The 21,566-nt window shown below is 74.6% G+C and carries 18 protein-coding genes and 1 tRNA gene; 9 read left to right on the top strand and 10 right to left on the bottom strand.

Going from position 1 to position 21,566, the window contains the following annotated elements:
• Positions 1 to 124 precede the first annotated feature (124 nt).
• Both ABZ249_RS25140 and ABZ249_RS25135 read right to left on the bottom strand, forming a co-directional pair.
• The gene (locus ABZ249_RS25140) at positions 125 to 829 is read right to left on the bottom strand and encodes a response regulator transcription factor (protein ID WP_220564603.1); all 705 of its coding nucleotides are present in this window, start codon (positions 827 to 829) and stop codon (positions 125 to 127) included.
• Positions 826 to 2,019: an ATP-binding protein gene (locus ABZ249_RS25135; protein ID WP_255647007.1), complete on the bottom strand. Its 1,194-nt coding sequence runs from the start codon at positions 2,017 to 2,019 to the stop codon at positions 826 to 828. The genes ABZ249_RS25140 and ABZ249_RS25135 overlap by 4 nt, the downstream gene beginning before the upstream one ends.
• A gap of 124 nt (positions 2,020 to 2,143) precedes the next feature.
• Between ABZ249_RS25135 and phoU the strand changes: the two genes are divergently transcribed.
• From phoU to ispF, 3 genes are all read left to right on the top strand, one after another.
• Entirely contained in the window at positions 2,144 to 2,806 is a 663-nt protein-coding gene (phoU, locus tag ABZ249_RS25130) for a phosphate signaling complex protein PhoU (RefSeq protein ID WP_220564604.1), read from the top strand.
• Between the two features lie 342 nt (positions 2,807 to 3,148).
• Positions 3,149 to 3,631: a CarD family transcriptional regulator gene (locus ABZ249_RS25125; protein ID WP_026129182.1), complete on the top strand. Its 483-nt coding sequence runs from the start codon at positions 3,149 to 3,151 to the stop codon at positions 3,629 to 3,631.
• A gap of 26 nt (positions 3,632 to 3,657) precedes the next feature.
• The gene (gene ispF / locus ABZ249_RS25120) at positions 3,658 to 4,137 is read left to right on the top strand and encodes a 2-C-methyl-D-erythritol 2,4-cyclodiphosphate synthase (RefSeq protein WP_220564605.1); all 480 of its coding nucleotides are present in this window, start codon (positions 3,658 to 3,660) and stop codon (positions 4,135 to 4,137) included.
• Positions 4,138 to 4,357: 220 nt separating this feature from the next.
• On the opposite strand, the gene ABZ249_RS25115 is transcribed toward ispF, so the two are convergent.
• Positions 4,358 to 6,238, bottom strand: coding sequence for a DUF2637 domain-containing protein (locus ABZ249_RS25115; RefSeq protein WP_355267421.1), 1,881 nt, complete (start codon positions 6,236 to 6,238; stop codon positions 4,358 to 4,360).
• A gap of 327 nt (positions 6,239 to 6,565) precedes the next feature.
• Here ABZ249_RS25115 and cysS point away from each other — a divergent pair, with 327 nt between their 5' ends.
• From cysS to ABZ249_RS25100, 3 genes are all read left to right on the top strand, one after another.
• Entirely contained in the window at positions 6,566 to 7,966 is a 1,401-nt protein-coding gene (gene cysS / locus ABZ249_RS25110; protein ID WP_220564607.1) for a cysteine--tRNA ligase, read from the top strand.
• Between the two features lie 218 nt (positions 7,967 to 8,184).
• Positions 8,185 to 9,165, top strand: coding sequence for a 23S rRNA (guanosine(2251)-2'-O)-methyltransferase RlmB (gene rlmB, locus ABZ249_RS25105; RefSeq protein WP_220564608.1), 981 nt, complete (start codon positions 8,185 to 8,187; stop codon positions 9,163 to 9,165).
• Between the two features lie 118 nt (positions 9,166 to 9,283).
• Positions 9,284 to 9,356 (top strand) — tRNA-Thr (locus ABZ249_RS25100).
• 209 nt (positions 9,357 to 9,565) lie between these two features.
• On the opposite strand, the gene ABZ249_RS25095 is transcribed toward ABZ249_RS25100, so the two are convergent.
• Positions 9,566 to 10,447 carry a type II CAAX endopeptidase family protein gene (locus ABZ249_RS25095; protein ID WP_355267417.1) on the bottom strand — a complete coding sequence of 294 codons (882 nt, stop codon included), beginning with the start codon at positions 10,445 to 10,447 and terminating at the stop codon, positions 9,566 to 9,568.
• Between the two features lie 63 nt (positions 10,448 to 10,510).
• Between ABZ249_RS25095 and ABZ249_RS25090 the strand changes: the two genes are divergently transcribed.
• On the top strand, positions 10,511 to 11,191 hold the full coding sequence (locus ABZ249_RS25090) for a TetR/AcrR family transcriptional regulator C-terminal domain-containing protein (protein WP_355267414.1): 681 nt from the start codon (positions 10,511 to 10,513) through the stop codon (positions 11,189 to 11,191).
• A gap of 251 nt (positions 11,192 to 11,442) precedes the next feature.
• Positions 11,443 to 11,697, top strand: coding sequence for a hypothetical protein (locus ABZ249_RS25085; protein WP_355267411.1), 255 nt, complete (start codon positions 11,443 to 11,445; stop codon positions 11,695 to 11,697).
• Here ABZ249_RS25085 and ABZ249_RS25080 read toward each other — a convergent pair.
• Positions 11,669 to 13,507, bottom strand: coding sequence for a hypothetical protein (locus ABZ249_RS25080; protein ID WP_355267408.1), 1,839 nt, complete (start codon positions 13,505 to 13,507; stop codon positions 11,669 to 11,671). The genes ABZ249_RS25085 and ABZ249_RS25080 overlap by 29 nt on opposite strands.
• Positions 13,508 to 13,698: 191 nt before the next feature.
• Between ABZ249_RS25080 and ABZ249_RS25075 the strand changes: the two genes are divergently transcribed.
• Positions 13,699 to 14,706: a phospholipase D family protein gene (locus ABZ249_RS25075; protein WP_220564613.1), complete on the top strand. Its 1,008-nt coding sequence runs from the start codon at positions 13,699 to 13,701 to the stop codon at positions 14,704 to 14,706.
• Positions 14,707 to 14,781: 75 nt separating this feature from the next.
• Here the strand turns inward: ABZ249_RS25075 and ABZ249_RS25070 are convergent, their stop codons facing one another.
• The 5 genes from ABZ249_RS25070 to ABZ249_RS25050 all read right to left on the bottom strand — a co-directional run bounded on the left by ABZ249_RS25070 (position 14,782) and on the right by ABZ249_RS25050 (position 21,443).
• Positions 14,782 to 16,251 (bottom strand): NAD(P)/FAD-dependent oxidoreductase, encoded by a 1,470-nt coding sequence (locus tag ABZ249_RS25070; protein WP_355267405.1) that lies wholly within the window; start codon positions 16,249 to 16,251, stop codon positions 14,782 to 14,784.
• Between the two features lie 98 nt (positions 16,252 to 16,349).
• Positions 16,350 to 18,152: an ABC transporter ATP-binding protein gene (locus tag ABZ249_RS25065; RefSeq protein WP_355267402.1), complete on the bottom strand. Its 1,803-nt coding sequence runs from the start codon at positions 18,150 to 18,152 to the stop codon at positions 16,350 to 16,352.
• Positions 18,149 to 18,961 (bottom strand): class I SAM-dependent methyltransferase, encoded by an 813-nt coding sequence (locus ABZ249_RS25060; RefSeq protein WP_355267399.1) that lies wholly within the window; start codon positions 18,959 to 18,961, stop codon positions 18,149 to 18,151. The genes ABZ249_RS25065 and ABZ249_RS25060 overlap by 4 nt, the downstream gene beginning before the upstream one ends.
• Positions 18,958 to 19,548 (bottom strand): hypothetical protein, encoded by a 591-nt coding sequence (locus tag ABZ249_RS25055; protein WP_355267396.1) that lies wholly within the window; start codon positions 19,546 to 19,548, stop codon positions 18,958 to 18,960. Before ABZ249_RS25055 ends, ABZ249_RS25060 begins: the two co-directional genes overlap by 4 nt.
• Positions 19,545 to 21,443: an alpha/beta fold hydrolase gene (locus ABZ249_RS25050; protein WP_355267393.1), complete on the bottom strand. Its 1,899-nt coding sequence runs from the start codon at positions 21,441 to 21,443 to the stop codon at positions 19,545 to 19,547. Before ABZ249_RS25050 ends, ABZ249_RS25055 begins: the two co-directional genes overlap by 4 nt.
• Positions 21,444 to 21,566: the final 123 nt, after the last annotated feature.

Genomic DNA, 21,566 nt, shown 5'->3' with positions numbered 1-21,566 from the left:
GAACGGGCACGTCCCGGCCACCGGGCGGGAGGCCCGGAACCGGGACGCGAGGGGGCGGTGGTCCCCGGGAGGGGGACGGTCGGTCCGGAGAGGGGCACAGGCCCCCCGGAGAGAGGAACGGGGATCAGACGTCGGCGGTGACCGGCTCGAACTTGTAGCCCAGCCCGCGCACGGTGACGATGTACTTGGGGCTGCCGGGGTCGTCCTCGATCTTGGCGCGCAGCCGCTTGACGTGCACGTCGAGGGTCTTGGTGTCGCCGACGTAGTCGGCGCCCCACACGCGGTCGATGAGCTGCATCCGGGTCAGCACCCGGCCCGCGTTGCGCAGCAGCACCTCCAGGAGCTCGAACTCCTTGAGGGGCAGCTGCACGTTGTCGCCGCGCACGGTCACCACGTGGCGGTCCACGTCCATCCGGACCGGCCCCGCCTCCAGCGCCGTGGGCAGCCCGGGCTCGTCGATGACCTCCCCGCCGCGGCGGCGCAGCACCGCGCGGATGCGGGCCACCAGCTCACGGGAGGAGAAGGGCTTGGTCACGTAGTCGTCGGCGCCCAGCTCCAGACCGACGACCTTGTCGATCTCGGAGTCCTTGGCGGTCAGCATGATCACCGGGACGCTGGACTTCTGCCGCAGGCTCCGGCACACCTCGGTGCCCGACAGGCCCGGCAGCATCAGGTCCAGCAGGACCAGGTCGGCGCCGGTGCGGTCGAAGGTCTCCAGGGCCACGGTCCCGGTGGGCGCCACGGCGACCTCGAAGCCCTCCTTGCGCAACATGTAGGACAGGGCGTCGCTGTAGGACTCCTCGTCCTCGACCACGAGTACACGAGTCACTGTGCCGCCTCCTGACGGTCGGTGTTCCGGGCGGCGTCCAGCCCCCGGTCGTCGGGTCTGGGCAGACGCAGAGTGAACGTCGACCCGGACCCCTCCTTGCTCCACACGGTCACTTCTCCACGATGGTGGGTCATGATGTGCTTGACGATCGCCAGGCCCAGTCCGGTACCTCCGGTGGCCCGGCTCCGAGCGGCGTCCACACGGTAGAACCGCTCGAAGATCCTTTCGAGGTCCTGCTGGGGGATGCCGATCCCCTGGTCGGCGACGCTGATGTCCACGGTGGAACGCGTCAGCGCGACCGAGACGGCGACCCGGGTGTTCTTGGGGCTGTAGGAGACGGCGTTCGCGATCAGGTTGCGCAGCGCCGTGCCCAGCAGCCCCTCGTCGCCCAGGACGGTGATGCCCTCGGCCCCGCTGCCCACCAGCTCGATGCCCTTGGCGTCGGCGGGCATGCGCACCGCGTCCAGGGCCTCCTCCACCACGCCGCCCAGGTCCACCCGGGTGGGCTCGGCCATCGGCTCGGCGCCCTGGATGCGCGAGAGCGTGATGAGGTCCTGGATGAGCGCGGTCAGCCGCGACGCCTCCGTCTGCATGCGGTCGGTGAACCGGCGCACGGCCTCGGGGTCGTCGCTCGCGTCCTGTACGGTTTCGGCCAAGAGCGACAACGCACCGACCGGCGTTTTGAGTTCGTGGGAGATGTTCGCCACGAAATCGCGGCGCACCGCCTCCACCCTCCGGTGCTCGGTCTGGTCCTCGGCCAGCACCAGCACCAGCCCGGTGCCGCCCAGCGGCGCCACCCGCACGGCGAAGGACGTCGCGTCGGGGCCGAACTTGCGCACGGCCACCTCGATCTCGGTCTCCCGGATGACGCCGTCGCGCCGCACCCGGCGGGCGAGCGAGAGGAGCTCGTCGATGACCAGCTCCTCGCCCCGGACGATGCCGAAGGCCCTGGCGGCCGAGGAGGCGCGCAGGACCCGGTCGGCGGAGTCCAGGACCACGGCGGAGGAAGGGAGGGCGGAGAGGACCTCGGCGATGCCCGGCGGCAGTGTGGTGCCGTCGTTCCGCTGCGGGACGGGCGCCGGTCGCTCGGTGGCCCCGGCACGGAAGAACGAGCCCGCCAGAACGCCCACGACGACGCCCGCGACGAGTCCGATGATGCCGGTCAGAGCGGCGAGAAGTTCCCCTTGCACGTTTCGATCGTAAACGTGCGGACTGGACCTTTACCCGGTCAGGGCCTGTGTCATGGCCTAGGTTCTTCCAGCGTTCACCGACTCTTGGCCGACTCTTCAGAAAACCACTGGGAGCATTGACACCATGCGCGATACGTACCACGAGGACCTCGACAGCCTGAGCGAGCGCCTCATCGAGATGACCCGCCTGGCCAGGCACGCCATCGCCCGGGCCACCACGGCACTGCTGGACAGTGACCTGGACGCGGCCCAGGAGGTCATCTCCGGTGACGAGAGGATCAACCGACTCGACCAGGAGGTCGAGGAGACCGCGTTCAGTCTGATGGCCCGGCAGCAGCCGGTCGCGTCGGACCTGAGGACGATCATCACCTCGCTGTACATGCGCGGAGACCTGGAGCGGATGGGCGACCACGCCGTCCACCTGGCCAAGATCGCCCGCCGCCGGCACCCCGACTCGGCGATCCCCGAGCCGGTCCGCTCCATCGTCCTGGAGATGGGCCACCAGGCGGAGATGCTGGTGACCAAGGCCGGGGAGGTCATCCGGCACCGCGACCCCGACACCGCGCTGGAGCTGGACGAGGACGACGACCGGATGGACCGGCTGCGCCGCAAGCTCCTCCAGCGCATCCTCACCCCCGGCTGGGAGTACGGGGTGGAGGCCACCATGGACGTCACCCTGGTGGGGCGGTTCTACGAGCGTTTCGGTGACCACGCGGTGCACGTCGCGGACAACCTCGTCTACATGGTGACGGGGGAGCGGCGGGAGGACTACGAGCCGGAGAGCTGACCGGGTGCGCGCCGCCCGCGGGAGCCGTCCGCAGGAGGGCGGTCCCGGGGCCGGCCCCGGAGGGCGCGCACGGCCCCCGGGATGGTGATACGAATCTCTTCCGGGGCGCTCCGGCGGTGTTCGCGACCGTGTCCGCCGACCCCCGCGCGAGCGGCGCCGATCCCTTCCGCTAAAGGGCCGCGGGCCCTCCCGGACCTGCGCGGATCGGCCTCTCTTGACCGGTCGGGTAGACTTTGTCAAGCCCTAAAAAGTGGTGCTTGACCTGCGTGTTCGCAAACCTAATAGGTACGTTAAGTCACAGATTCATGGTATCCTTGTGGTAGCGGAAGGGGTACCTGTCACATGGCTTTCAAGGTCGGCGACACTGTTGTCTACCCCCATCATGGGGCTGCTCGTATTGAAGCGATCGAGACTCGCACCATTAAGGGCGAGGACAGAACCTACCTCGTTCTGAGGGTCGACAAGGGCGATCTGACGGTGCGTGTGCCGGCCGCGAACGCCGAGGACGTCGGCGTTCGCGACGTGGTGGGGCAGGAGGGCCTGGACAAGGTCTTCGAGGTGCTCCGGGCACCGCACACCGAAGAGCCCACCAACTGGTCGAGGCGCTACAAGGCCAACCTGGAGAAGCTCGCCTCCGGCGACGTCAACAAGGTCGCCGAGGTCGTGCGCGACCTGTGGCGGCGCGACAAGGAGCGCGGTCTCTCCGCCGGTGAGAAGCGGATGCTCGCCAAGGCGCGCCAGATTCTCGTCAGCGAGCTGGCCCTCGCGGAAAAGACCAACGAGGACAAGGCGGAAGCCCTCCTCGACGAGGTTCTCACGAACTGAAGCACGGTCGCGGAATCGCATAATTCATGACGAAAATTCCTCGGGTGGGCGTCGGCACCGACGTCCATCCGTTTTCTCCTGGACGGACCCTTTTTCTGGCCGGTTTGGAATGGCCGGGAGAGGAAGGCGTCAGCGGTCATTCCGATGGCGATGTCGCCGCGCACGCCGCGTGCGACGCATTGTTCTCGGCGTGCGGCCTGGGCGACCTGGGGTCCAACTTCGGCACCGCCGAGCCGCGGTGGAGGGGCGCCTCGGGCGCCGCTCTGCTCACCGAGACGGTCGCCCGCGTGCGCGCGGCGGGGTTCGAGGTCGGCAACATCGCGGTGCAGATCATCAGCAACCGGCCCAAGTTCGCGCCCCGGCGCGCGGAGGCCGAGAAAACGCTCACGGAGATCGTCGGGGCACCGGTGACGGTGTCGGCCACCACCACCGACGGTCTGGGCCTCACCGGGCGCGGCGAGGGCATCGCGGCCATCGCCACCGCCCTGTGCGTCCCCGTGGACTGACACCTGCCGGACACATCGACGCCCCGCGGCCCCGGCCGCGGGGCGTTCGCCGTTTACGGGACCGCCGCCGGGCGGCTCCCGAGGGGCGCACCGGGCCCGGGGAGGCGCGTGGCGGCCGCCGGTCAGGCCGCTCCGGCCGCCCGGCCCGCGGTGCCGGAGCCCGGGCGGAGCGCGGCGCTCACGGCGCCGGCCGCCGCCCGGCCGCGGGCGCCGAGGCCGGTCACTCGTCGGGGCGCAGGGGTTCGCTGCGCACCCGCCGGGAGGGCGGGCCGGAGGCGAAGTCGGGCATCGGCGGCCGCGGGGGCTTGAGGACCATGGGCCGCTTCTCCAGCGCCGGGCGGCGGCGCAGGGGCTCGGTCGTGCGCTCGGCGTCGTCGTCGGCGTCCTCCCGGGGGCGGGCCGCCCCGGGCGGCACGGCGGGCGCGCCGAACCCGCTCCTCCGGGCCCGCCCGGGCTCGGGGGCGGGCGGGGAGGCCGGGGCACGGTCCTCGGCGGGCTCGTCGGTCACGGGTTGGGCCGCCGGGCGGTGGGCGCGGGAGGCGGCGGGCCACAGGGTCCCGTCCTCGTCGGTGTCGGCGGGCTCGTCCGGCTCGCGGTCCTCGGAGCGCTCACCGGTCCGGGGCGCGGAGGGCCACAGGTCGTCGGAGGCGTCCTCCGGGCGCGGGTCGGCGGCGGGCGGGGACCAGAGCGGGCGGTCGTCGGCGAGGTCGTCCGACAGGGCGGAGCGGGAGGCGGCCATCGGGTCGTCCGGAATGCGGAAGGCGGCGCGCACGGCGGGGCCGGTGTCGTGGTCCAGCGCGGGCGCGGGCACCTCCTCCGGAACCTCCGGGGCGTCGTCCTCCGGGGGCGTCCAGACCGGCGGCACGTAGTCGGCGCGGGTCCAGGTGTCCTCGTCGTCCTCCGGCGGCTCCCAGCTGACGCCGAAGGCGGGCGTCTCCGCGAAGTCCTCCTCCGGGGTCTCGGGGGTCTCCTCCTCCAGCGGCTCCGGAACGTCCTGCTCGGGCGACTCGGGGACCTCGGGGGCATCGCCATGCCCGGGTGACTCGGCTGCGGCGGGCTCCAGAGCCGGTGCGTGCTCGGGCGCCTCGGCCTCGTCGGTGACCGGGTCGCCGGGAAGCGGGTCGTGCTCGAAGCCCTCGTCCGGGGCGCTCGCGGGCACGGGCTCCGGAACCGGGGCGGGCATGGGCTCCGGGTTCGGAGCCGGTACGGGCTCGGGGGCCGGTACCGGAGCGAGCGGGGCCAGCGGCGGGTTCTCCGCGGCCTCCTTGATGGGGTTGCCCCCGCGGCCGCCGCGGCGCGGCAGCGGCAGGGTCGGCACCGAGGCCTCCGGCTCCGGGTCCTCCTCGGCGACGGGCTCCGGGTCGGCCTTCCCCGAGACGGGTTCCGGGGTCGCTTCCTCTTCTTCCTCTTCCTCGGCGGCGGGCCCGGGGACGAGCCGCACCGTTTCGGGCCCGTCCGGCTCCGCGGCAGGGGTCGCCGAGGGGCCCAGTCCCAGGCCCATCAGGCGCTCCTCCAGCGAGCGGCCGTCCTCCTCGGCGGACCGCGGCTCCCCGTCGTGCACCACCGCGCGGGCGCGCAGCACCGTCGTGCGGTCGTCCGCCGGTTCGGGGCGGCGTCCGCCGGTGCGGCGCCTGCGCCGCAGGTGGGCGCGGGCCGCCATCCACAGCAGCAGGGCCACCAGCAGCGCCACCAGCGGGGCCACCGCCACGATCACGTTGGCGACCCGCTGCGGGATCGACTCGATCAGCCCCAGGTTGTTGAGCACCATGACCACACCGGCGAAGAGCACCAGCAGCGGGATCAGCACCAGGTCCACCCAGGCGCGGCGGCGCGGCGGCGCGTCGCGCAGCAGGTAGCTGGTCCAGCACGCCATGAGCAGCAGCAGCGTGTACGTCACCGGGAACACGTGGACGAGCAGACCGCCGCGCGGGTGACCGTACTCGGCGAGCCGGAAGACACCGTTATAGGAGATCAGAAGGGCGCACAGACCGATCAGCCCGACGAACAGGGCTCCGCCGGCGAGAGCGCCGACTCCCGTGCCGCGACCCGTGGGGCTGCCGTTGCGTGTTCCTGCGCCGGGGGAATCGTTGTAAGGGGCCATCGCCTTCGCAGCGTAGTCGAGGAGATGCCGTTAACACGAGATTCCGTCCGATTCCGGTGGCTTCGGGACTGCATGCGCCGACGGTGTTCCGTGGTGTTATGTCGGAATATGCAGCATCTCGTGACCTGCCGTTCCGTGGTCACGACGCTTTGTCCCGGGCTATCTCACACGGCAGGTGCCCGAATACGGTTCTCCATATATGAGCACTTCGGGATGTCCGATGAGGAAAACACGGGTACCGGGCCCCACTCGCGCCCCCGTATCAGCCCGACCGGGGGAGGCGGTTTGTGACGCCGGTGTGAGGGGAAAGACGATACGCTTGACAACGTGAGTCTGCGCTTCTATGACACCAGTGCCCGACAGGTCCGCGACTTCGTCCCCCTGCGCGAGGGACACGCCTCCCTGTACCTGTGTGGTGCCACGGTGCAGGCGCCGCCCCATATCGGACACATCCGGTCCGGGGTGAACTTCGACATCCTGCGCCGCTGGCTGACCTACAAGGGCTACGAGGTCACCTTCTGCCGCAACGTCACCGACATCGACGACAAGATCATCAGGGTCGCCGCCGACGAGGGCGTGCCCTGGTGGCAGGTCACCGAGCGCAACCAGCGCGCCTTCACCCACGCCTACGACGTGCTGGGCTGCCTGCCGCCCACCGTCGAGCCGCGCGCCACCGGCCACGTGCCGGAGATGGTCGAGCTCATGCAGCGGCTCATCGACGCGGGGCACGCCTACGCCGCCGACGACGGCTCCGGCGACGTCTACTTCGACGTGCGCTCCTTCCCGCCCTACGGGGACCTGTCCAACCAGCGGCTGGAGCAGGTGCAGCCCGCCGCCGACTCCGACCCCGACCGGGACAAGCGCGACCCCCGCGACTTCGCCCTGTGGAAGGGCGCCAAGCCGGGCGAGCCCACCTGGCCCACCCCGTGGGGGCGCGGCCGCCCGGGCTGGCACCTGGAGTGCTCGGCGATGGCCACCAAGTACCTCGGGCCCGCCTTCGACATCCACGGCGGAGGCCTGGACCTGGTCTTCCCGCACCACGAGAACGAGATGGCCCAGTCCCGCGCCGCCGGGGACGCCTTCGCCCAGTACTGGCTGCACAACGGTCTGCTGAAGATCGGCGGCGAGAAGATGGCCAAGTCGCTGGGCAACTCGATGCGCATCCCGCAGATGCTGGAGAAGGTGCGCGCCGTCGAGCTGCGCTACTACCTCGGCCAGGCGCACTACCGCTCCACCATCGACTACTCCGACGAGGCGCTCCAGGAGGCCGCGGTCGCCTACCAGCGCGTCGAGGGCTTCCTCACCCGCGCCGTCGAGGTGCTGGGCGAGGTCGTCCCGGCCGAGCGGGTGCCCGCCGAGTTCGCCGCCGCGCTCGACGACGACCTGGGCGTCTCCCAGGGGCTCGCCGTCGTGCACGGGCACGTCCGCGAGGGCAACACCGCCCTGGCCGGGGGCGCCAAGGAGAGGGCCGCCGAACTCGCCGGAGAGCTGCGCGCCATGCTCGACGTGCTGGGCCTGGACCCGCTGAGCGGGCAGTGGTCCTCCGGCGACCAGGGGCTGCGCGAGGTCGTCGACGCGCTCGTGGCCGTCGCCCTCCAGCAGCGCCAGGCCGCCCGCGGCCGCAAGGACTACGCGGCCGCCGACGCCATCCGCGACGGGCTCGCCGACGCGGGCGTGGTGGTGGAGGACACCCCGCAGGGTCCGCGCTGGGACCTGCGGCGGGGCTGAGGGCAGCGCACATGGTCAGGGGTGGGGCGGCCCCCCGGTTTCCACGGTAGGCCGCCCCGCCGTCCGCCGCCACGGGGGCGCCGGGGCCTGTGGACAACACGTTCGGTACCGGCTCGGCGGTACCCTGGGGGTTTGCCGCCGCCATCGGCGACGCGGCACCCCAACGGCCGGAGAACGCTTCCGGCATGCTCGCGATACGTAGCGGAGGGACGGCGACCATGCCGGCGAAGAAGAGCAAGAAGGGCCCCACCAAGGGCAGCGGCGGCAAGGGCCGCCGGTCCCTGGAGGGCAAGAAGGGCACCCTGCCCGCCGAGCAGCGGCACTGGTACGACGGCAAGCAGCGCTCCAAGGCGATCCGCCGGGCCAAGGAGGTGGAGGCCTCCGGGGGCGCTCCGCGGTCGTCCCGTTCGGCCGAGCCCGAGCGCCGCCGGATCGACTCCGACCTGCTCGTGGGCCGCAACCCCGTGCTGGAGGCGCTGCGCGCGGGCATGCCCGCCAGCCGCCTCTTCCTCTCCAACAGCCTCGACGCCGACGACCGCGTCAACGAGGCCGCCCGCCTCGCCGGCGAGCAGGGCGTGGAGGTGCTGGAGGTCACCCGCGCCGAGCTCGACCGGCGCTGCGACAGCAACGGCCAGCCGGGCGCCGTCCACCAGGGCATGGCCCTGCAGGCGCGGCCCTACCGCTACCTGCTGCCGGAGGACCTCCTGGAGCGCGCGCTGGACGGGGACGAGCCGGCGCTCATCGTCGCCCTCGACGGCGTGACCGACCCGCACAACCTCGGCGCCATCGCCCGCTCCGCGGCCGCCTTCGGCGCCGACGGCCTGCTCATCCCCGAGCGCCGCTCCGCCGGCGTCACCACCACCGTGTGGAAGACCTCGGCGGGCACCCTGGCCCGGCTCCCGATCGCGCAGGCCACCAACCTCACCCGCGCCCTGGAGGCCTTCAAGAAGGCGGGCGTGTTCGTCGTCGGCCTCGACGCCGACGGTGACGCCGCCATCCCGGGCCTGGACCTGGCCACCGGTCCGCTGGTCGTGGTGGTGGGCTCCGAGGGCAAGGGCCTGTCCCGCCTGGTGCGCGAATCCTGCGACGTGATCGCGAGCATCCCGATCCGCAACGCCGAGTCGCTCAACGCCTCCGTCGCCGCCGGGGTGTCCCTCTACGAGGTCGCCCGCCTGCGCGCCGAGCAGCGGGACTCCTGACCCCCGCCGCCCCCGGGTCCGCCACGGACCCGGGGCGGGCTTTTCCGAGTAGGCCGAAACGCGCCTCACCCGGTACCATTCGGGTGGACGCGGCTCCCCTCGCGGAGCCCGACGCCCCGCCGGCGTAGCTCAATTGGCAGAGCAGCCGCCTTGTAAGCGGCAGGTTAGGGGTTCAAGTCCCCTCGCCGGCTCTCACCTTTCCCGCCCGGGGACGTTTCCGGGGCGGACATGTCAGTGTGCACTGCCCCCGCGCGGCCCGGCCGACGCCCCGCGCCATGCCTTCGTCCGACGCTTCGCGTTCGCTTCTCCCGGCTCGGGCCGTGCCGCATCCGGGTACGGCGGGGCCCGCGGTCGCGAGCGTTCGCTCGCGGCCACGGGCCCGTGCGGTCAGGGCCGGGCGCTAGCCGGCGCGGCCGGACCGGGGCAGGCCCAGGCGGCCGCGGGTGACGACCACGAGGGCCACCGCGACGAGCCCGACCAGCGCCACCTCGACCGCCCCGGCGGGGGAGCCCGCCACGACCGCCTTGAGGCCGGAGACGACGTTGATCGCGGCGTGGGCGAGCACCGGGGCCAGCACCCCGCCGCGGGCGGAGTTGAAGACGTTGCCCAGGATGACGGTGAGGCCGACGCAGAGCAGCGCGTAGGCGGGGAAGTACATGTCCGCCTGGAGGGTGCCGGCCATCGCGAACAGCGGCGCGTGCCACACGGCCCAGATCGCTCCGAGCATCACGTTGGCGGCCGTCGGGGACAGGACGCCCTGGAGCCGGGGCAGGGCGAACCCGCGCCAGCCCAGCTCCTCGTTGCCGCCGCCGGCCAGCGCGATGAGCACGAACTGCGCGGGCACCATGACCAGCGCCGCGCGCAGCAGGTCTTGGTCCAGGGCGGTGTTCCCCAGGAGGACCGGGATCGCGGCGGCGCCCGCGATGGCCAGCAGGGCCAGGAGCGCGATCGCGTAGGGCAGGAGCGCGCCGCGGCGCCCGATCGAGTAGCGCCGGAAGAGGGCGCCGACCCCGGCGCGGCCCTGGGTGGCGGCCGTGACGACCACCGCCGCCACCATCGGCCCGAAGCCGCCCGCGATCACCGCCGGCATCGGGTCGCCGCCCTGGAGCAGGAGGCCGCCCGCCCACCAGGCGGTCCAGGAGAAGGCGAAGGCGATCACGAGGAACGCGCTGAGGCCGCGGGGGTCGACGGCCGTCGTGCGCGCCGCGTCGACGGGGGCCGTGTCGGCGGAGGGCGCGGGGGAGCGGGGGCGGGTCTGCGTGACAGGGGAGTGGGTGTCCATGGCCGGAAACCTACACTGTTTGAGAACGACATACAACGTATGATTCCCGCTAGGCTGTAGGTCATGACCGACACCGCACCCGAACAGCAGTTCGACAGCGTCTTCCACCGTCCCGAGCGCCGCCGGAGATCCCAGCCCGTGCTCAGCCGCGAGCGCATCGTCGCCGCGACCATCGCCCTGCTGGACCGCGAGGGCGCCCCGGCGCTGACCATGCGCAAGGTCGCCGCCGAACTCGGCGTGCACGCGACGAGCCTGTACTGGTACGTCGAGCGCCGCGAGGACCTGGTGGACCTGGCCGTGGACGAGATCCTGGCCGCGGCCGCCGCGGCGCTGCCGGGTCCGGACGAGCCGTGGGACACCGCCGTCAAGGAGACCGCCCGCCGGTTCTACTCGGCGCTGACCGCGCACACCTGGGCGGCGGAGTTCGCCGGCTCCCGGCCGCTGATCGGCCCGAACGCGGTCGCCCTGTCGCGCCGCGTCATCGCGGCCCTGGAGAGGAGCGGGGAGGACGAGGAGGCGCAGGCGGTCGCGATCCGGGCGGTCGCCAACCAGATCCTCGGCGCCGCCACGACCACCGTCGCGATGCGCGCGACCCGGTCGAGCGCCCCGGAGGTGCACGAGGAGGCGCGCGCCGCCGCGGTGTCGGGCTCGGACGCCCTCGCCGTGGAGAACGCCTACTTCGACCAGGGGATCGACCTGCTGCTGGAGGGGATCAGGGCACGCCGCGGCCCGTCCCCGTCCTAGGCGTGCCGGACCCGCACGGCGGAGTGCGGGGAGGCCCTCCGCCGGGACACGTCGCGCCGGACCGCCGCCGCACGTCCCGGAGCGGTGGGACCGCGGTGGCAGGATGCTGCCGGGCGGAACCCTTCCGGCGGCGCGGGGCCGCGGGTAGGGTCGTCGGCCATGGACACACTCTCCGCGGCGGGGCCGGCGCGGCCCTGCGGCGTGCGCCCCGGGCGGACCGGGTGAGCGGCGGCGGGGAGCGCCCGGACCGCGTGCGCATCAGCGTGGACCTGGACCGGGACGACTACCGGCTCATGCGGCGGCTCGTACTGGAACTGGGGGAGGCGGCCGACCGCCCGGCGCTCACGCACTCCTCCGTGTGGCGGGCTCTGCTGGCGGAGCTGGGCGAGGACGACGCCCTGGCGGCGCGGGTCGCCCGGCGCCTGCGGCGCGGCCCGGACCGCTCCCGCGCGCCCGGGGGCCCCGGCGCGCCCGCCGTCACTCCCGGACCAGCCGCAGACCGATGAGTTCGAGGCCGTAGCGCAGCCTGCGGAAGTACGTGGCCCGGCTCAGGTGGAGGCGGATCGCGAGCCGTTCGTGGCCGCGCACCCCGTCCAGGTAGTAGTGCTCCAGGATCCGGCCGGCCTCGGCCTCCTCCGCCGAACCGCTCGCGGCCAGGGCGCGCACCTCCTCGCGCAGCCGCGCCCGCAGGTCGGCCGGGGAGGCGGCGCCGCTGAGGGCCAGCAGCGGGGTGCCGCGGAGCCGCCCGGGCGAGTCGATGTGGGTCAGCGCGTGGCGGACCTCGCGCCCCAGCGCGCCCGCGCCGCCCGCGTCCGCGGCGGGCGCCGCCAGGCGTTCGGCCCACTCCAGGAACGCGTCCGAGCCGAAGTCCTGGCCGTGGACCTCCGGGCCTCGGCCGCAGCGGTAGACGTCGTCGACGGTGCCGCCGTGGTGCCGGAACCTCAGCGCGTGCAGGAGCCGCTGGTAGCCGGGGTTCACCGTGGAGACCGTCAGGTACAGGCCGAGCGCCATCACCCGGTGCAGGATGGACCGCAGCAGCTGGGCGTGCAGCCCCCGGTCCGGGCAGAAGGCGGCACCCAGGAGCAGGCTGTGGCCGGCGCCCGCGTACCGGGTGAGCAGGGTGTCGGTGTGCTGTTGCAGGAGCGGCTCCACGGAGTCGATCGTCCGGTCCTCCACGCGCAGCAGGCCGCTGACGCCCACGGGCTCCCCCCGCGCGTCGTGGACGAGCAGGAAACCGTCGGGATCGGTGCGCATCCACCCCTCCACGAGCCGGTCCGTGCGCCGCGGGTCCAGCCCGCTGTGCCCGGCCCACCGATTCATGAGCTCGCCGACCGTGTCCGCGTCGTCCGCCGAGGCGGGCCGGACGAGCCCGTCCTCGGGGCTGCCGGGGAAGAGGGTCGCCTGCACCGCCTCCTCGTCGGAGAGGGCGATGATGCCCTCCAGGATCCGGCCGCGCCGCGGTCCGGGGGGCTCCTCCAGCAGCATCCTGCGGCGGTGGGCGGCCGCGCGGCCGCGGGTCTCGCGGTGGCCCGAGGGCTGCCGGGTCCGGCGGGCCAGCGCCAGCACCCGGCGGAAGGGCTCGGACAGGACCAGGCCCGCCTCGGTGCCGTAGACCACGCTCAGCCCGGCGAGGGCGGCGAACGCCTCGCCGTCGACGCCGATCGTCTCCTGGTCGCCGCCCCACACGCTGGCCAGGTCCTGGAGGGCGTCGGCCCAGGCGCGGCCGGGCGCCTCGCGGTCCAGCCGGTCCAGGATCTCGGGCGCGACCCGGACCGCCACCGCGCCCGGCTCCGCGGCCGCGCCCCCGTGCAGCGCGCGGCAGGCGGCCTCGGCGATGAACGGGTTGCCCGCGGCGAGGTCGGTGACGACCCCCAGAGCGCGCGGGTCGTGCACCTGGGCGCGCTCGGCGATGCCGCGGACCTCCTCGTCGCGCAGCGTGCGGAACGGGACCACCCGGGCCCCGGACAGCGCCCATCCCGGGCGGGACAGGAGGGAGCGCCGCGACACGACCAGCACCGGGCGGCCGCCCGGTGCCCGGTCCCGCAGCGCGTCCAGCGCCGCCAGGCCGGCGGGCCCGTCGGCGCCGTCCGCGACCAGGGGGCGCGCGGTGTCCTCGGCAAGCGCGCTCCGCAGGGCGTCGGCGGCGCCGGGCGACTCCAGGTCCACGACGGGCAGGGGCGCGAGGCGCGCCGCCAGCGACGACTTCCCGCAGCCCAGGGGGCCGACGAGGTTCACCAGGGGATGGCGCTCCAGGGCGCCCAGCAGATCCTCCGGTGTGGTCTGCCGTGGGGGAGCGGCGGCCGGTGGGGCGTGCATGGGATCTCGCGTTGCCTTCCGGGGGAGGGGGCGCGGTGAGGGGCCCATTGAAGCAGGGGCCCGCGGCGCCGGGAACCCCCCTGTTCCCCGTGAGAGAGGATGAGACGTTCATGAGACCGCGACCGAGCGGGCCTCGGTTAGCTTTTCCCCGTGGTTCCGGTGCGTGGCCGGGACCGGACTCGGAGAGCGTCATGGAGACTCGCACCATGTCCGTGCTCGGGCTGAACGGTGTCGAAGAGGACGTCTACCGCCATTTCCTCCGCAACCCCGGTTCGCCCGAGGCGACCGCGCGCCCGGCCGTCCCGCGGGGCGGGGCGGAGGTGGACGCCGCGGTGGCCAGGCTGCGGGGGCTGGGCCTGCTGCACGGGGACGGGGACGGCGTGTGGGCCGCCGACCCCGCCGCGGCGGTCGCCCGGCTGTCGGAGGACCGGCTGGAGCGCGTCCACTCGACCATCCGGGAGATCGCGGACATCGGCCCCATCATGCGGTCGTTGCAGCAGGACGGCCCGTATCCGCCGCGGGGGCGGGCGCCCGCCGCCGGAGCGGGGGGAGCGCTGGTCAGGCTGGAGACCCTGCCCCTGGTGCGCACGCACATCGACCAGCTCGCGTTCACGGCCCGCACCGAGATCCTGGCCAGCGAGCCCTACGACGTCCTGTCCCCGGAGAACATCCGGCACGCCCGCCCGCTCGACCTGCGGTGCCTGCGCCGGGGCGTGGTCCTGCGCAACCTCGTCCGCGCCGACGCGGCCGGGGACGCGGCGACGCTGGAGCACCTGCGGGTGCTGCGGGCGGCCGGGGCGCAGGTGCGGGTGGCCGACCGGCTCTCGGATCTGATGCTGGTCTACGACCGGCGGACGGCCCTGGTCCCCCTGGACCCCCGGGATTCGGGCCGGGGCGCCTTCCGGGTCGAGGAGGCGAGCCTGGTGGAGAGCCTCGTCCGCTACTTCGACCGGCTGTGGGACGACGCCCGCGACCTGGGCGAACTCCTGGGAGAGGGCTCCGAGACCGCCGCACCGACCGAGGCCCAGCTGCGGGTCCTGGAGCTGATGTGCACGGTCAGCAAGGACGAGACCGGGGCACGGCGCGCGGGCATGTCGCTGCGCACCTACCGGCGGCACATCTCCGACCTCCTCACCCTGCTCCAGGCCAACAACCGGGCCCGGGCCGCGCTGGAGGCCCGGGAGCGCGGCTGGGTCTGACGCCCCGCGGCCCGCACCCGCCCCCGCCCCCCGGCCCCCGGGGCGCGGCACGCGGCCGCCGGGGGCGGCCCGCGCTCAGCGCGCCGACCCCCGCGCCCCCTCCGGGGCGAGCGACGGGACCCGCAGGCCGAACTCCCGGCGCAGCGCCGAGCGGGCCGCCAGGAACCCGCTCATGCCGTGCACGCCCGGCCCCGGCGGAGTGGCGGCCGAGCAGAGGTAGACGCCCCGTAGCGGCGTCCGGTACGGGTCCCACCGGGGGACCGGCCGCAGCAGGCTCTGCCGCAGCGAGATCAGGCCGGTGCCGATGTCCCCGCCCACGTAGTTGGGGTTGTAGCGGGCGTAGTCGGCCCCCGACATGCCGCGCTCGGCCACGACGGTGTCGGTGAACCCCGGCGCGTACCGTTCGATCGCCGCCCTGACCACGGGCAGGGGGTCCTCTTCGGAGCCCGGGGGCAGGTGGGCGTACGCCCAGACGGGCCGCAGGCCCCCGACCGCGCGCCCGGGGTCCGCGACGGCGGGGTCGACCACGAGCACGAACGGCTCCTCCCCCCGCATCCCGCGAGCGTTCGCCGTCTCCTGGCGGAGGATCCGCGCGGCGGTCCCCCCCAGGTGCACGGTCCCCGCCCGCCCGACGCCGGGGGCCGCCCAGGGGATCGGCTCCGACACCAGGAAGTCGGCCTTGCCCGCGGCGGGCCCGTACCGGTAGCGGCTCAGAGCGCGCAGGTAGCCCGGGGGCAGCCGCCCCGGCGCCAGCCGCGGCAGGGCGGTCGGCGCCGTGTCCAGCAGGACGGCCCGCACACCGCCGAGCCGGCGCAGGTCGGTGACCTCCTCTCCGGTGACCAGGGTCCCGCCGTGCGCCCGGATGTCGTCGGCCAGCGCCGTGACGATGCTCCGGCCGCCGCCCTCGGGCAGCGGCCACCCGGGCCCGTGGGCGAGCTGGGCCAGCAGCAGGCCGACGGCGGCCCCGGGCAGCGAGGGCAGCGGCCCCAGGACGTGGGCGGCGGTCCCGGCCAGCAGCGCGGGCGCCTCCTCCCCCCGGAAGAGCGCGTAGCCCGCCCGGGTCCCCATGAGGAGCGTGCGCACCGCGGTGGCCGGGGCCGCCCGCAGGCCGCCGGGCAGGCGCATGTCGGAGAGCAGCAGCTCCACCATGTCCCGGCCGCGGGCGAGCAGGGGCTCCATCAGCGCGCGCCAGCGCGGCCCGTCCGGGCCCAGCCCGGCGCAGGTCGCGTCGAGGTCGTGCCAGGCCAGGGCGGCCCGGTCCCCGCCCAGGGGGTGGGCGTAGCTGACCTCGGGCCGCAGCAGGCGCACTCCCCGCTCGGCGAGGCCGAAGCCCCGGAAGAACGGCGAGGCGGCGGCCATGGGGTGCACCGCGGAGCAGACGTCGTGGACCACGCCGGTGCCGAACAGGTCCGCGCCGCGCAGCCCGCCGCCGAGCTGTTCGGCGGCCTCGTACACCACGACGCGCAGTCCGGCGCGGGCCAGGGTGACCGCCGCGGCCAGGCCGTTGGGCCCGCTGCCGACCACGGCGGCGTCGAACTCGCTCACGTGCGGTCCTCCCGGACGGTCATGTCACTGCCACCCGTTGCCCCGGGGCAGGGGCGCGGGGCCGGTCGCGGCCCGGGTCGGGGCGGCGGGATGCGGGTTCATACCGAGACTCCTGAACTGTGGGAACCGGTGGGTTCTGGTGTACCCGGTGCCTCCCCGGAGGGGTCGTGCACCAGGGCCGCGGTGGCCAGGCGGCGGTACAGGCCGTCCTCGCGGAGCAGGTCCGCGTGGCGGCCGACGGCCCTGACCCTGCCCTCCTCCAGGACGACGATGCGGTCGGCCTCGGCCACGGTCGAGATGCGGTGGGCGATGGCGACCACGGCGCACCGGCGCGCGATGCGCCGCAGGCTGTCGCGGAGCGCCCCCTCGGCCTCCGCGTCCAGGTGGGCGGTGGCCTCGTCGAGCAGGACGACCTCGGGCCGCCGTACCAGGGCGCGGGCCACGCACAGCCGCTGGCGCTGGCCGCCCGACAGGCCGTTCCCCTGGTCGCCGATGAGCGTGTCCAGCCCGTCGGGCAGGGACGCGACCACCTCGGCCAGCCCCGCCAGTTCGACGGCCTCGCGGACGTCGTCGTCGGTGGCGTCCGGCGCCCCGTACGCGATGTTCTCCCGCAGCGTCCCCGTCATCGCCACACTGTCCTGCTGGACGTAGCCGACCCGGTCTCGGACGTGGGACGTGGGCAGGTGCGCGATGTCGCGGCCGTCCAGCAGCACGCTCCCGCCGCTCGGCCGGTAGAACCGCTCGATGAGCTGGAACACCGTCGTCTTCCCCGCGCCCGAGGGGCCCACCAGGGCGGTGAGGCCGCGGGCCGGGACGGTGAAGGAGACGCCGTCGAGCACGGGGCGGTCCCCGTAGGCGAAGACGACGTCGCGCAGCTCCACGGCGGGGCGGTCGCCGCCGGCCGGGTCCGGCGGGGCCGGCGCCGCGACCGCCCCGACGCCGGCGTCCTCCTGCGGGAGCCGGCTCAGCTCGTCCACCCGTTCCAGGGCGGCCCGGCCCTGGAGATGGGTGCCGATCGAGATGAACACCACGACCAGAGGCGACACGAGGTAGAAGAGGTACATGGTGAACGCGGTGAAGGCCGCCGGGTCCACCGTCCCCGTGGCGACGCGCACCATGCCGATGCCCAGCACGGCCGCCAGCGACGCCTGGAGCCCGACGTTCAGGACCGGGGTGAACAGGGCGTTGAGCACGGTGACGCGGTTGCCGGAGGCGCGGGCCCGGTCGGCCAGGCCGGCCAGCCGCTCCTGCTCGGCGTCCTCGGCGCCCGCCCCCTTGACCGTGGGCAGGGCGGTGAGCACGCGCTGGAGGTCGGCGCCGAACGCGCCGGTGTCCTCCCGGTTGGCCAGGGCCGCGCGGCGCAGCGCCCGCGCCAGCCCGACGCCGCCGAACGCCGCGACGCCCAGGCAGGCCAGGGTGAAGAGCATCAGGCCCGGGTCGGTCCAGGCCATCATGGCCACGCACCCGAGCACGACCATCCCGTTGAGGATGATCTGCGCGAGGCTCTGGGTCAGGGACACCTTCATCAGGGAGGTGTCCCCGACCAGCCTGGTGTGCACGTCGCCCATCCTCTGCCCGTCGAGGTGGGCGAGGTCGGCGCGCAGGACCCTGCCGGACAGCAGGACCCGCGTGTCGCGGACGATGTTCTCCCCCGCCCGGCCGATGAGCACGCCCTGGGACGACGACAGCACCGCGTCCGCCAGGAACAGGGCCACCAGCAGGACGATGGGTCCGGTGAGCGGCCGGCCCTGCCCGGCGGCCTGGATCAGCCCGGCCAGGAGCGCGGGCTGGGCCAGCGTGGTGACCACTCCCGCGGCGCCCACGGCGATCCCCGCCCCGAGCAGGCGCCGCTGCCCCCGGGCCAGCCCCGCGATGATCCCCTCACCGCGCGGCGCCGTCACCGGCCGCCCCCGTTCCCGGCCGCCGTGTAGCGGCTGATGTGGACGGGGCTGGACGCCTCGTCGAACGCCCCGCCCGACCAGTCGCCCCACCGGGAGACCGGGACCAGCCCGGCCTGCTCCGCGTAGCGGTCCACCTCCTCGGGGGTGGTGAGCCGGGTGATCTCCGTGCCCGGGTGCACGTTCCCGCCCTCGTGCCACAGGTGCGTGGTGTGCCACAGCGTCCGTTCCGGGATGAGGGTGGAGTAGGTCTGCACCCCGGTTCCGGGCTCGGGGTAGGGGATGTAGAACGAGGCCCGCAGGCGGCCCTCGTGCAGGGCGGCCACGAACCCGGGGTTGTGCGTCTCCACGACCAGCGTGCCGCCGGGGGCGAGCCGCCGGGCCGCGCGGAGCACGGCCGCCCGCTGCTCCTCGGGGGTGAGGATCTGGGACAGCGTCCCGCAGACGCAGTAGACCAGCCCGTACCCGGCGCCGTCCTCGTAGACGCGGATGTCCCCGTGGACGGGCCGGACCCGCGCCCCGGTGGAGGCGACCGCCTTCCGGAGCCGGTCGAGCATCTCCGGCGAGGAGTCCACGCCGGTCACCTCGCCGACGAGCGCGGAGAGCGGCACCGCGATCCGGCCCGTCCCCACGCCCAGTTCCAGGGTGGCGCCCCCCGGGTGCAGGCCGGCCAGTGCCGCGGCGGTGACCCGGTCGGAGCCGTCCTGGGGGAAGAGCCGGTCGTAGAAGCGGGCGAACGCGCGCCCGTAGCCGCAGTCCGCGACGGCGCCGGACTCCTCGGTGCCGGTCGCCCATCCGGTGTCGGCGGTCATGCGGGGACTCCTTCCACCCCGCGCGCCGGGGTCCGGCGCAGGGGCGTGTAGGGCGAGACGAAGAGGACCTCGGGCTCCTCGGAGTCGTCGTATCCGGCGTTGCGGGTCAGGGAGAACTGGAAGCCCTTGACGGGGGCGCCCCCGGAGGCGGCGATCACGTCGCCCAGGTGGGAGCACAGGATCCGGTAGGAGGGCAGGGTCCCGGCCGGGCCGAACCCCTTGTCGAGGTGGCGCAGCACCTCGGTCCCCAGGTCGAAGACGGCCTTCTCCGAGCGCCGCTCGGGGTACCAGGCGAACTGCCGCAGGCGGCGGCCGACGATGACCTCCAGCGGGACCCACTCCGACGTCTCGTCGGCCTCGGAGAGCGTTCGGTAGTAGAACTGGAAGTCGTGCCGGGCCGGGGTCGGGGCGAAGAAGCACCAGTTGGGGAAGAGCGTGGACAGCGGGTCCATGCGCCGCACGCGGTTGAACGAGGGGTGCGGGTGCTGGGCGCACATGGTGCCCACCAGCAGGGCCGCGGCGGCCAGGCGGACGAGGCCTCCGGTGCCCCCCAGGAGGGGGCGGCGTGCAGTGGTGCGGGGGGTCATCGCTCCTCCGTCGTGGTCGGTGCGGGGGCGGTCCCGGTGCTCTCGGCCAGGAACTCCAGCAGGAGCCCGGCCGCCCGGGCCGCGTGGTAGGGGTCGGTCAGCAGGTCGTCGTGGTCGCTGCCGGGGATGACGGCGCAGCGGACGGTCCGGTCGGCGGAGTGCGCGGCGGCGAGTTCGCGGTGCAGCTCCAGGTGGTCGGGGTCGCGCTCCACGGTGTGCTGGGCGGACAGCACCAGGGCGTGCGCGTCCAGGGGCTCCAGCGGGCCGGAGAAGTCGCCGAAGTCCCGCTCCACCGCCTCCCACTCCCGGAGCGCGGCGTTCCACACCCGGGAGTCGACGGTCTCGGTCAGCGCCCGGGCCCGTACCTGGTCGGGCAGGCTGCGCACCCAGGAGGGGGTGGACATGAGCACGCCCATCCCCAGCCGCAGGCTGACCGCCACCGTGCGCAGCGCCCCGCCGACCTTGGCGGAGTTCTCCGCCTGCTGGTTCGACCGGTGCAGCTGGTCGGGGTGCGAGCTGTCGAGGTACACGACGCCGTGCACGCGCTCCCCGAGGACGGCCGCGGCCCGGCGTGCGATCTCGCCGCCCAGGGAGTGCCCGGCCAGGACCACCCGGCGCCCTTCGGGCACCGCCCCGGCGACGAGGTCCACCAGGTCGTCGACGGACTCGTCGAGGGTGTAGGGCCCGGTCGCCCCCCGGCGGCTGGCGCCGTAGCCCGCCCTGCCGGGGACGAGCCACTGCCGGCCCTGCTCGTTGAGGGCCCGGGTGTACCAGCTGAAGTGCAGGGGGATCGCGCCGAGGCCGTGCACGAAGACCACGACCGGGTCCGTCCGGTCCGCGGAGGCGGTCCCGTGGTAGGCGATGGTGTTGCCGTGCCGGGTGGTGACCCGGCCTCCCGGTGTCGGGTGGTCCAGGACGGTGGCGCGGCGGTGGGCGGCGACCGCGGCGGACGCGGCCGCGGTGCCCAGCGCCAGCAGCCCCGCCACCGCGGGCAGGCGGTCGTCGCGGTCGGCCGTGGCGGGCAGGGAGCGCGGGGCGCTGGTGTACATCACCATCGGGTACATGGCGGCGAAGGCGGGCAGGAACCGCCCCAGGCCCATGACGACCCCGTTGGCCACGTGGAAGAGGAGGACGGACCCGAGCACCGGCCGGACCAGCGCGCCGCCCCTGGCGTAGAGCACCGGGAAGAGGCACTCCAGGGCCAGGACGCCGTGCGCCACCAGGCGGGAGGCCCGCGGGAACCTCCGGGTCAGCCTCCAGACGCCCTCGTGGCCGTAGGTGCGCGTGCGCATCACCCCCGACAGGGCGTCGCCCGTCCGCCATTCCCGGCCCAGGAGCTTGACCCAGCCGGAGAACAGGTACGAGAGGGCGCACTGCCCGGCCACGTACCACATCAGCGCGTCCTTGACCGCGGGCGAGGAGGAGAGCCGGGCCAGGCCGGTCGCGGTCTGCACCACGATCGCCGCCTGGTCCGACCCGTCGGTGCCGTAGCGCAGGGAGGGGTAGAGCAGCGTCCCGCTCACCCCGAGGAAGAGGGCGCCCGCCCCGCGCCAGCGGCCGCGGCCGGGGAGCAGCAGCGCCGAGCCGACCGCGACGCGGGCGGCGTGCAGGGCCGTGGCGGTGCGCCGGTCGGAGGCGAGGTCCAGCACGGCCCGCAGGGGGCGGCCGTAGCCGGCGTACCCGTCGCGGGAGATGGCCCACTCGTTCAGCCGGGAGGGGCCGTGGCGGTGCCGGTCGAACAGGTACTCCGCGCTGGAGACCAGGGAGGTGAGGGCGGAGATCCGCTCGGAGGCCCCGAGGGCCTGGTCGCGGGTGAGGGGGACGGGGCCCAGGAGGGCGGACAGGGCGCGGCCCGCGAGCCTGCGGACTCGCCGGGTTCTGCCGGAGGCGGGCATGGGGGACCTTCCTGTGGGGGAGGGGCGGTGGACCCGATCATGGTCATCCGGGCCGTGGACAAGCTCCACAAGATCGGCGACGACGGCGTCCGGGAGATCCTCACCGGGGGCGGGCTGAGCGCC

Source organism: Nocardiopsis sp. NPDC006139 (genome assembly GCF_040614155.1).
Lineage (GTDB): Bacteria > Actinomycetota > Actinomycetes > Streptosporangiales > Streptosporangiaceae > Nocardiopsis > Nocardiopsis changdeensis.
The sequence above is the reverse complement of the archived record's forward strand: the minus strand, read 5'-3'. Positions and strand labels throughout refer to the sequence as shown.

What these genes read in the sequence shown, in the direction of transcription:
- ABZ249_RS25075 (WP_220564613.1), top strand. Translation starts at nt 13,699, where the DNA reads ATGGAGACTCGCACCATGTCCGTGCTCGGGCTGAACGGTGTCGAAGAG.
- ispF (WP_220564605.1), top strand. Translation starts at nt 3,658, where the DNA reads ATGACGAAAATTCCTCGGGTGGGCGTCGGCACCGACGTCCATCCGTTT.
- ABZ249_RS25095 (WP_355267417.1), bottom strand. Translation starts at nt 10,447, where the DNA reads ATGGACACCCACTCCCCTGTCACGCAGACCCGCCCCCGCTCCCCCGCG.
- ABZ249_RS25115 (WP_355267421.1), bottom strand. Translation starts at nt 6,238, where the DNA reads ATGGCCCCTTACAACGATTCCCCCGGCGCAGGAACACGCAACGGCAGC.
- ABZ249_RS25080 (WP_355267408.1), bottom strand. Translation starts at nt 13,507, where the DNA reads ATGCACGCCCCACCGGCCGCCGCTCCCCCACGGCAGACCACACCGGAG.
- ABZ249_RS25055 (WP_355267396.1), bottom strand. Translation starts at nt 19,548, where the DNA reads ATGACCCCCCGCACCACTGCACGCCGCCCCCTCCTGGGGGGCACCGGA.
- ABZ249_RS25050 (WP_355267393.1), bottom strand. Translation starts at nt 21,443, where the DNA reads ATGCCCGCCTCCGGCAGAACCCGGCGAGTCCGCAGGCTCGCGGGCCGC.
- phoU (WP_220564604.1), top strand. Translation starts at nt 2,144, where the DNA reads ATGCGCGATACGTACCACGAGGACCTCGACAGCCTGAGCGAGCGCCTC.
- ABZ249_RS25125 (WP_026129182.1), top strand. Translation starts at nt 3,149, where the DNA reads ATGGCTTTCAAGGTCGGCGACACTGTTGTCTACCCCCATCATGGGGCT.
- rlmB (WP_220564608.1), top strand. Translation starts at nt 8,185, where the DNA reads ATGCCGGCGAAGAAGAGCAAGAAGGGCCCCACCAAGGGCAGCGGCGGC.
- ABZ249_RS25090 (WP_355267414.1), top strand. Translation starts at nt 10,511, where the DNA reads ATGACCGACACCGCACCCGAACAGCAGTTCGACAGCGTCTTCCACCGT.
- ABZ249_RS25060 (WP_355267399.1), bottom strand. Translation starts at nt 18,961, where the DNA reads ATGACCGCCGACACCGGATGGGCGACCGGCACCGAGGAGTCCGGCGCC.